Raw genomic sequence first — 10,409 nt, 5'->3', positions numbered from 1 at the left:
CGAGAAATTTAATCTTTATGCCTTTCTCCCACCAATAACTGACCGATTACCTCAGCCGAACGGTATTTAATTACCAGTTACCAATCACCAGTTACCAGAATCAAATTCCGTGCGTTATTTGTTCAACGCGACACTAGATTAAGACACCACCGTCTTTTGACCTCTATCCTTTGTCTAAAACTTCACCGTGCAAGAAAGGAAATGCGTTCCTGCTCCACCACCTTGTAATAAGGCATAATCAATATCATATTTTAATTCCGGGAAAAACCTCTTTAATTCCCCTCTAACCCCAAATCCTATAGTATGATAATATTTATTCAAAAGCCCTGCCCGTATCGCCAGTTTATCCTCATACCATTTCTCAAAACCTACGCGTACCCCACTTTGTCCCATATCTATCTTTGTATCATATACATTATCTAATGTCCAATCGTAAATATCTATCGCAAAAATAGTTTTATCATCTGGTCTATAGGCAAGCCCTGGTTTAATAATTTTTTTCCAGGAAAAATCGTAAATTGGCGAATCTTCCCCATAATGGATAACCGGTTCATCTAAATTTTGCACGATAAGCCCAAGTGAGAATTCCTTATTTACATGATACAAAATACCAACATCATACTCGATAACATCTGTTGTATGTCCTGTTGGTGGACAATCAGACCATTTGAAATCATCCGCAGATGTTCCGACCAAAAGCGATGAAGTTCTTTTTCGGATGTTAACACCCATTGCGACATTTTGAAATTGTCCCGTTCCATAACCTCCAAAGGCTAAACCAACCCATTCATCGTCAATCGCATAATGAGTCAGGTCATCAGTTTCCTTTTCGTACCATTTGAATCCTGCTTTAAACTGCACATAATTCACTCCTATTCCTCCATAATCACCCAATTTAGTTCCTGCCGCTAACCACTCGTGATAAGTAGTTATCTCTCGGTTATTCATTGTGCGCATAATTGTTAGTTCTGACTCTTTTATATTCCCCAATCCGGCAGGATTCCAGAAGCAACTATCAATTCCTTCGGCTACCGCGACAAAAGTTCCTCCCATACCTAATGCCCTTGCCCCGACGCCTTCACCAAAGTAGCTAAAGCCAGTTTTTTGATTAAGTAATACTAACCCCATTCCTATTACCAAGATAGTTAATTTTTTCATAATCATATCCTTTCATCCAAAAATGAAGTTAAAAGTTTAAAAAAGTATATTCCTTTCCCGAATTCCAAATTCCTAACCTCGAATTTTCATTCTTCTTTTTAAACGCTATTTGAGTACTTACAGTTATCTTAGCCATTTTATAAGTCCTGCAACGGTAACAAGTTGTCCAATCCAGAAAAGAAACATCCATTTGATAATCTCTGTTTTAAATTGAGCTATCTGTGTTTGTATTTTAGCCACCTCTTCAGTAATCCGCCTATCAAGTTTAGCCACCTCTTCAGTAATCCGCCTATCAAGTTTAGCCACCTCTTCAGTAATCCGCCTATCAAGTTTAGCCACCTCTTCAGTAATCCGATTATCAAGTTTAGCCACCTCTTCAGTAATCCGCCTATCAAGTTTAGCAGTCTCTTCAGTAATCCGATTATCAAGTTTTGAATTTTCCTCAGAAAGTCTTCTTTCAAATTTTTCTTCGGCTATGACAATAGAATCTTTCTTTACATTATCCTCAACCTTATTAATAATAGTAATGAACTCATCAACTCCCTGGTCAGTAAGTTTTTCTCTTAAAATCTTTGGGACAGCTAAAACAACCATTTTAAAATTCCTCCTTATATAAATTTTTCGTAATAGTTCAAAATTATTAAAGCAACGATTAAAACTTAGTTGTTAAAGATAAAAGATGCGTTCCCGCACCATTACTTTCTAAAAGTGCATAATCAAGTTGAAATTCTAAAGTAGAGGGTTGTTTTTTGGTTCCGGAAATTTCTACTTTTGTAAACTGCGGACTTCCTCTTAAGCCAAAACCAATCGTATGGAAACTCCTTCCATAAAGTCCGGCTCTAACTGCAAATCCATCAGTCAACCACCGTTCAAAACCTACCCTGACCCCACTTTGTCCCTCCATATCTTCATCATAGATATTGTCTAAAATAAAGTCATACCAATCAATAGAGAAGATAGTTTTATCATCTGGTTTCCAGGCGGCGCCAGGTCTAAAATTACGGACATACTCATATTTTTTGTTTAATGGTGAATTTGAAAAGTCTATTTTAGGTTTATTTACATCCTGAATCAAAATTCCGATGGTAAAGTGTTCATTGAGATTATGCAGAATCCCAATATCGTATCCCAGTGAGTCTGTTTCGTAGCCTTTGTTTCTAAAATCCGCTCCACCGCCCCAGGTTGATGCTCCTGTTCCATTACCGGTCATCAGGGAATAAGTAATCTTCCGAATGTTAACTCCAAAGGCAGTATTTTTCAATATCCCGGTGCCGTAACCACCAATAGAAAATACCTTCCACTTTTCGTCAAAAACATAGTTTCTGCCAGTGGTATTTTCTGTTTCATCTATCCAACTTATTTCATGAATATAACTTCCCCCTATGCCCGCCGCGTTGCCTGCTCTAACCGCCCCGGCATACCATTCCTGATAGCTAATCACATCTCGATTATTCATCGTTTTCATCCCGGTAAGTTCTATCCTTTTAATATTGCTCATACCTGCTGGATTCCAGTAACAGGAATGAACATCATCCGCAACCGCCACAAACGCTCCACCCATCGAAAGTGGTCTTGCACCCAAACAGGCATAACTTATGCTTGTGAATAAAAAATTAACTCCTATCCCTAAAATAAGTATTTTTTTCATTCTTTACCCCCTTTAACTTCTTGTTTTAACATCAGGTCATAAATAAATACTATTCCCATCCCAATTACAAAATTGCTTATTAATCCGGCTATTCCCCACAAGGTAATTAACCCTAAATCTATCATCCGGGCTGTATATGCCATAAGTAAGGAGGGTAACTCACTAATCACCCACATAACAAATCCATATCCCAGCCCTCTTTTTATTTTGGTTCCTGACAAGGCGTTAATTAACAAAACAAAAAGCAGACCAAAAAGTATACCCACAATTAAATCTGTAAGTGCTGTTTGTAGTAGCCATTGAGTTGGGTCACCATTTAATCGAGGTGAATATAGAGCGGGAAGAATATAATAGCTTTTAAATAGCTTATATTTTAATAAATTTAAAATCACCCTGATTATTCCGGCAAAAAAACCTACCATTAATCCTTTTTTAAATTTCAATTTTCTACCTCCAACCTTTTGGTAAATGGTAACTGATGAATGGTAATTAGTTATCATTCACCAATTACCATTTACCAATTACTTGCTTTTAATTTCGTGGAATCTTATATCCAGATTTCTAAAGCCTGAACTCGTAACTATTCAGCTACAGATGAACACAGATGAAACACTGAAAATTCGTAATCCGTGTATGAAAATTCTACCTCATCCTTCATTTAATGTCCCATAGGGACAACATATCGGTAGAAATAAATATCATACAAATAATGTCCCATAGGGACATTATATCGGTAAATGGCTTTCCATAAATTTTCTACCAATATATCGTTCCTACGGAACTGATTGATTTGTCTATCTATTCCTACCGATATTATGTTCCTAACGGAACGATTATTCTCATGCCTTATTTATGGGTATTATCCTATCTAAACTTCCAGTTAATAACCGCTATATCTTCTGACCTCTGTATTTATCTGTGCTAATCCGTGTTAATCAGTGGCTGAATAGTTACCTGAACTCCATTACTTAAAGAGTGTTTGAGCTAAATTCCACCATTGTTGGGTAACCATTTTAAGTTCTGCGACTGCTTCTTTTAAAGGAGCAGATTGTATTTCATTTCCTTTTAAGCAGACCATCTGTCCAAATTGCTGGTTAGCGATTAAATCTACCGCCTTTACTCCGACACGAATGCCTAACATTCGGTCAAAGACCGTTGGAGCCCCACCGCGTTGGATATGTCCAATGACTGCCGCCCTTGTTTCAAACCCGGTTCGCTTTTTAATCTCTTCTGCCACTCTTTCTCCAACACCTTTTTCTTTAAGAATAATATGCCCAAAGGCATCCTTTTCCTGCTCCTGTTCAGCCATTCCTGGTAATTCGACGGCTTCAGAGGTAACAATGACGGCATAAGGTTTTCCTCGTTGCCGTAGTTTCTTTAAATGGTCACACATTTTATCCAGGTCAACCGGAATCTCTGGAATCAATATCCAATCTGCCCCACCGGCAATACCTGTAAAAAGAGATACCCAGCCAGCATATCTACCCATTACTTCTAAAACCATTACTCTCCGATGTGACTGTGCGGTATCCCGCAATCGTTCTAAGGCATCTACGGCTACGGTTACCGCACTATCAAAACCAAAGGTATAATCAGTGCATGACAGGTCATTATCCATAGTTTTAGGGACTCCAACTACTTTTACCCCTGATTGATAGAATTTCTCTGCAACACCTAGAGTATCCTCACCACCAATGGCAATGATACAATCTAATCCTAATTTTTTAATATTTTCTAAAACCTTCTCTTTATCCCCTTCCTTTTTAAAAGGGTTAGTTCGCGAGGTGCCAAGTATTGTTCCCCCTTTTGAAATTATTCCCTCAACATCGTTTATATTAAGAGACTGTGTCTCACCATTAACCATTCCTTTCCAGCCATCTTTAATGCCAATAACCTCATATCCTAAATCTATTGCCCTTAAGACTATCCCTCTAATCGCCGGATTAAGTCCCGGACAATCTCCACCACCAGTTAACACTCCTATCTTCAATGTTAATCCCCCTTTCTATTAAATTTATTTGTTTAATATTATTATACGGTAAAAGGATATTTCTGTCAAGAAAAAAATGTAGATTACTGCAATGTGTCAGTGAAATGAGGGGAATTGGTAGCCCGAGCTTTTATACCCACAAGTGAGATAAAAAGAAGGCGGTGGTGGGACAAGAAGCCTTTTTGGATAAAAGGTTATGGTTAAGAAACCGCTATGAAGTTGGGTTAGAAAGTTGGTGATAGTTAAAAAAATTGCGACCTGTGCAGGTAGAAAATTAAGGAAGCAGATTTTTAATAGTAAGCGGGTGGATTTAGTAAGCGGATTTAACGGAAAAAGAAATAAAAAAAAATCCGCTCAATCCGTTCAATCCGCTTACAAAAAAAATCTGTTTAATCCCCTTACAATAAAAAATCTAATCTGTTTAATCAATTATCCTTTTATTTCTAATTGCACAGGTCGAAAAATTGCTAATTTTTTAATTTTTCTAATTCTTTTATCTTTTCTTGAATTTCCAATCTTTCAGGATCAATTTTAAATGCTTTCTCAAGTCTCTTCAGTGCCCATAGCAGGTAAATTTTATCAGATTTCATTTTTTCGCGATAGATTTCTGCAAGTTGGAGATGAGCATCTCTATGGAATGGATAAATCCGCGTTGTTTCTTTAAAATATTCGATAGCATTATCTATATTTCCAAGTTCTTTTTCTTCTATCGCCCATTTATAAACCAACTCACTTTCTTGTTGCTCAAGATATCTTTCGATTTCTGTTCTTCTGATTTTCCATCTACCAATATGTATTCCTCTAATTTCATTGTTTATAACCATTTCGTAAGCCTTCAAGTACTGAACTCTAAATATCTCAGATAATTCCTTTATCGTTAATAGTTCTTCTTCAATGGAATTTGAATTGTGAGAATTTAATTCCTGGGGAGTTATCCCCATTTTTCCCAAATATAAATGTATATCTCTATCTTCAAAATCAATTTTTAGTCCTTTTTCAAATCTTTGTTTAGCCAGTTCATAATATGTCTGGTCTTCTTTTATATTTTTATAATAAATTTTGCCTAATTCAAGGTGAGCAAATTTATTCAGAGGATATATACTGGTGGCATTCTTAAGGCACTCAACTGTATTGTTCACATCTCCTATATTTTCAAATTTCTTCCCTTTGATATAAAAATTTTGGCTTTCTTTCCAATTAATATATCGATACGGCTCACTCTTCCTGAATCGAACTGTTTTACAGCCTAATTTAATTGCGAGGAGCTCCTTCCCATACAATCTCTTAAAGACGGCTAATGGTTGGACACGAAGAATATCTGCTACTTCCTCTACGGTGAGGAGAAAAATATCTTCTTTTGCCTTCATTTTTTCTCCCATTCGAATTTTTATCGATAATTTAAAATCCCGATACCCTTCTGTCTCGAATAATCTAAACTTTTTGCGATATGAAACCTTTTCTTATTTCATAATCCTTTTTTCTTCTTCTTTAATAATTTATAGAGATTACGGAGTCTTTCTACACTTCTAAAACTTATTTGTAATTCTCCCAGTGCATTAAATTCCTCGGCAATTACTCGATTAGGAACTGTGGGATTTTGAACAATTAAAGTTAGAATTTTCCCAATATGAGCATCTGAGATTTTGCGAGCGTTTTGTTTATAATGGTTTCCATGAAATAGTGATTTAGCTCCTGCTTCGTGGAAATGTGTTTTTATGTTGTGGAAAGCTCTGTCGGTAAAATTTAACATTGGAGTAAAAAATGTCGCCGCACCGCCGGCATAGTGCATTATTATCATCACAAATTTTACCAAAACTTTCTTTTTCTTATCTATTTGGAAACTAAAACCTTGCTTAAAGGTAATTTCTACTAAATTTTTACTTCCTTCTACCGGTGCTATTTCAAATTTCCTTTTCATTAATCTCACCTCTTCATTAATTTTCTGGACATCTTTTACAGATGTAACCAATTATTGTCCCTTTAAAGACTACTTCTAAATAATCTTGTCCGTCAATATAAGATTGACAACAATAACATTTCAATTCCATCTTTAATTCATCTCCTTATTCGAATTTAATATATAAATATCCCTCTTGGGGTGAATATTTAATGGAAAATATCACAATAGGCAGGCATAAATATTATTTTACCCAATGCCGTACTCAATGTACACCTTTAAGCTCCACAAGACGGCATTGGGCGAAGGAGAAGTGAGCAATTATAATATAACATATTTTAAGAAATTTGTCAAGTATTTTTTTATTTTTTTTTATTTTTTTTTATTTTTTTACTTATTTTTTTACTTAAGTGCTTATAAAATAAAGTTTTTATTGGCAGACAGCAATTTTTCCACCTGTGCAGGTAGAAAATTAAGGAAGATGTTCTGGGGACTTGTACGTGTTTAGCGTGTTCCAAATTGCGTTGATTTGAGAAGTAATCCTTTGTTAAACAATAGAATACCAGTGCGAAATATTCCGACCTGTGCGATTAAGATAAACCACGAAGGGCACGAAGACCACGAAGAAAAAATATTGGTAACTATTCACCCTGTAGGAAAGTAGGAGAGTAGGGAAGTAGGAAAGGGGAGACATTGTCCCCAGAAGAGGAATACCGTGCACATCCTTTATCCCTTTCCTACTACCTACTTTCCTACTTCCTACTTGCTTGGTATGCTGAATAGTTACCAGATTAGAATAATTTCCTACCTGTTCGAGGAGTCTTGAGACACTATATCCCTGATTAATTTTAAGTTTAACTCATGACCTGATTTAACCGCAATTATATGACCTGAAATAGGTTGACCAAGGACACTAAAATCTCCAATTAAATCTAATATTTTATGTCGGACAAGTTCATTATCAAATCGTAAATTATCATTTAAAATTCTATCTTCACCGATAATAATTGCATTATCCAGACTTCCACCTTTAGCCAGTCCCTGGGCATAGAGAGTTTTTACTTCTTGTAAGAAGCCAAATGTTCTTGCCGGAGCAATTTCTTTTATAAATACCTCTTTTGTAATAACAAAATCGGCAAATTGTGCCTTGATTAAAGGGTGGTCAAAATAAATAGTATAGGTAATTCTCAATTCATCTGTCGGTAAAAGGACTATGTGTTTATCTTTCATAGAAATCCAACAGGGCTGGTTAGGACAAAATATCTTTTTAGGCTTATCCTGGCTTATAATTTCGTCTTTCAGAAGTTCAACAAAAGGCAAGGCACTTCCATCTCCAATTGGGACTTCATCACCATTTATCACTATTTCAATATTGTCAATTCCTAAACCCATTAATGCAGACAATAAATGTTCTACGGTATGAACCTCTGCTTCATTCTCTTTCAGACTAAGTTCTCTTGAGGTCTTATTGACATTTTTCAAGCAGGTTTTTATTCTAGGATTACCCGGTAAATCTTTACGAACAAAAACAATTCCGTTATCTACAATAGCAGGTTTGAAGATTAACTGGATATTTTTCCCTGTATGCAACCCTATTCCTGAATATTCTAACTCTTTTTTAATCGTTTGCTGTTTCAATCTTCTCTATCCTCTTTTCCAACTCTTTAATTTTCTTAACTATCTCAGGTAGTTTCTGAGTCAATGCCTTTATTTTTATCTCCTGGTGATGTTCTTGAGCCGGAAATCCAGAGACAATTAAATTTGGTCCTGTATTTTTAATTACGCCAGCCCGAGCGGCAACGATAGTATTTTCTTGAATGACCACATGGTCTGAGACTCCAGATTGGCCTGCTAAAGTTACATTATCTTCTATCGTCACACTACCTGAAATACCTACTTGAGCCACAATAATGCAATTTTTACCTATTCTGGCATTATGCCCAATATGAACAAGGTTATCAATTTTTGTTCCTTGACCGATAATAGTCGAGTCAATGGTTGCTCGGTCAATTGTTACACACGCACCTATCTCCACATCATCTTCAATCAGGACATTTCCCTTCTGCGGGATTTTTACATACTGGTTATTATCCGTTTTAACATACCCAAAGCCATCACTCCCAATTACCGACCCACTGTGAATAATGACGCCTTCGCCCAGCATTACTTTTTCATAAATTGTTACATTGGAATGAATAACAGAATTTTTGCCAATAACCACCTCATTTCCAATGGATGTCAAAGGATAGAGGCTAACATTATCCTTTATTTTTGCAGAATCGCCAATGACACAATAAGCACCCACACTAACTTTTTTACCTATTTCAACATCTTTTCCAATAATTGCGGTTGGGTCTATTTCTTCAGAAGGTCTAATGGTTGGGATGAAAAGTTCAAGTAATTTTGACAGGGCTAATTTAGGATTATCGACAATAATTTTCGCACATAAAATAGTATCTTTATCTTCCGGCAGGATTATGGCTGAGGCAAGAATTTTATCCGGTTGAGTTTTTTTTAATTCTTTTTCAGAAGTGATAAATGTTATATCCCCTTTTTTAGCCTGGTCAAGGGATGCTATTCGAGAAATAGGTATATTTTTATCACCTATTATTTTCCCATTTACAAACTTAGCAATTTCATCTAAGGTTTTGGTCATTATTTTTCTAAAGGAGTTGTTGTCTTTTCCGTCGCCGGCTTTGGTTTAAATTTGGCAATGACATCATCAGTAATATCCAGCGTCTCATCCGCATATAAGACATAATTATTCTCTAGAATAATATCTATGCCTTTTTCCTGTGCGGTTACTTTAATAAGTCGATATATCTTTTCTGATATTCCCCTGGTTAGTTCTTCTTCTTTTTCATTTAGATATTCTTCAGCCTCCTGGCTATATTTAATTGCTTCTTCTTTCTTTTTGTCAATTTCTTTTTCAATTTTAGCCCTTTCCTCATCACTTAACAAAAGATTTGATTTCAGGCTCTCTTCTAATCTTCTAATTTCTTTAGAGCGGGTTTCCAACTCTTTTTTTCTTTCATTTAACTCTTTTTTTAACAATTCTTGTGCCTTTTTAGCCTCTGGATGTTCCTCAAAGATGCGTTTTCCATCAACAACCCCAATATTAGGTATTTTCTGAGATAATACCTCTTCTTCTTGTGAATATACTATTTTAGATAGTCCTAAAATCAGTAGTCCACTTAACATTAAAATAGTTACTTTTTTCATTTATCTCTCTCCTTTTTTCTTTTAAAAGAAATTCATTTCTGTCTATTGTAAATTTTACCATAATATTCCTCTTTTTGTCAAGGGAAAAATAAAAAAAATTTCGACCTGTGCAGCTAGAAAATTAAGGAAGATGTTCTGGGGCTTTGCCCCGTACCTGTTTAGCGTGGTCAGAGAGCACAAATGAATGGTATTGACTTAGTGCGAAACCACTTAAAACACAACAAGTTGTGTAATACAAAATCAAAAATTAAATATTAAAACGGAACTTCCCCCTTGTGTTAAAATTGATTAACAAATCTGGCTTGCCTGCTGAAGATTCGGCAAGCAGGTCCTATGTATTTCAATAGATGCACCAATAATCTTTTCTGGTAACCGTTCAGGGCTATACATTAGAAGTGTAAACAAGGAGAAATGGGGAAAAGGGAGAATTGGAGAAATGGCTTAAACTTTTTCTTGCTCCACCTTTCGGACATCAATTCTGGTGTCGTGTTGAG

Annotated in this window: 10 protein-coding genes; all 10 read right to left on the bottom strand. The window is 35.8% G+C overall.

The annotated features are described in order from the left end of the window. Positions 1-174: 174 nt before the first annotated feature. On the bottom strand, positions 175-1,158 hold the full coding sequence (locus tag AB1414_09160) for a hypothetical protein (protein MEW6607609.1): 984 nt from the start codon (positions 1,156-1,158) through the stop codon (positions 175-177). Between the two features lie 123 nt (positions 1,159-1,281). Further along, positions 1,282-1,752 carry a coiled-coil domain-containing protein gene (locus tag AB1414_09155; GenBank protein MEW6607608.1) on the bottom strand — a complete coding sequence of 157 codons (471 nt, stop codon included), beginning with the start codon at positions 1,750-1,752 and terminating at the stop codon, positions 1,282-1,284. A gap of 58 nt (positions 1,753-1,810) precedes the next feature. Then, the gene (traF, locus tag AB1414_09150; protein ID MEW6607607.1) at positions 1,811-2,806 is read right to left on the bottom strand and encodes a conjugal transfer protein TraF; all 996 of its coding nucleotides are present in this window, start codon (positions 2,804-2,806) and stop codon (positions 1,811-1,813) included. Further along, positions 2,803-3,249, bottom strand: coding sequence for a hypothetical protein (locus tag AB1414_09145; protein MEW6607606.1), 447 nt, complete (start codon positions 3,247-3,249; stop codon positions 2,803-2,805). The genes traF and AB1414_09145 overlap by 4 nt, the downstream gene beginning before the upstream one ends. Before the next feature lie 521 nt (positions 3,250-3,770). Continuing rightward, positions 3,771-4,796, bottom strand: a complete 1,026-nt coding sequence (locus AB1414_09140) for a 6-phosphofructokinase (protein MEW6607605.1) — start codon at positions 4,794-4,796, stop codon at positions 3,771-3,773. A 467-nt stretch (positions 4,797-5,263) separates the two neighbouring features. Beyond that, the gene (locus tag AB1414_09135) at positions 5,264-6,175 is read right to left on the bottom strand and encodes a helix-turn-helix domain-containing protein (GenBank protein MEW6607604.1); all 912 of its coding nucleotides are present in this window, start codon (positions 6,173-6,175) and stop codon (positions 5,264-5,266) included. A gap of 86 nt (positions 6,176-6,261) precedes the next feature. Then, entirely contained in the window at positions 6,262-6,714 is a 453-nt protein-coding gene (locus tag AB1414_09130; GenBank protein MEW6607603.1) for a hypothetical protein, read from the bottom strand. Positions 6,715-7,497: 783 nt separating this feature from the next. Further along, positions 7,498-8,331 (bottom strand): UDP-3-O-acyl-N-acetylglucosamine deacetylase, encoded by an 834-nt coding sequence (gene lpxC, locus AB1414_09125; protein MEW6607602.1) that lies wholly within the window; start codon positions 8,329-8,331, stop codon positions 7,498-7,500. Further along, positions 8,312-9,349 carry a UDP-3-O-(3-hydroxymyristoyl)glucosamine N-acyltransferase gene (gene lpxD, locus AB1414_09120; protein MEW6607601.1) on the bottom strand — a complete coding sequence of 346 codons (1,038 nt, stop codon included), beginning with the start codon at positions 9,347-9,349 and terminating at the stop codon, positions 8,312-8,314. The genes lpxC and lpxD overlap by 20 nt, the downstream gene beginning before the upstream one ends. Further along, the gene (locus AB1414_09115) at positions 9,349-9,915 is read right to left on the bottom strand and encodes an OmpH family outer membrane protein (protein ID MEW6607600.1); all 567 of its coding nucleotides are present in this window, start codon (positions 9,913-9,915) and stop codon (positions 9,349-9,351) included. Before AB1414_09115 ends, lpxD begins: the two co-directional genes overlap by 1 nt. Between the last annotated feature and the right edge of the window lie 494 nt (positions 9,916-10,409).

It is taken from the genome of bacterium (assembly GCA_040755795.1).
In the GTDB taxonomy this organism is placed as follows: domain Bacteria; phylum UBA9089; class CG2-30-40-21; order CG2-30-40-21; family SBAY01; genus JBFLXS01.
This window is presented reverse-complemented; position numbering and strand designations above follow the sequence as displayed.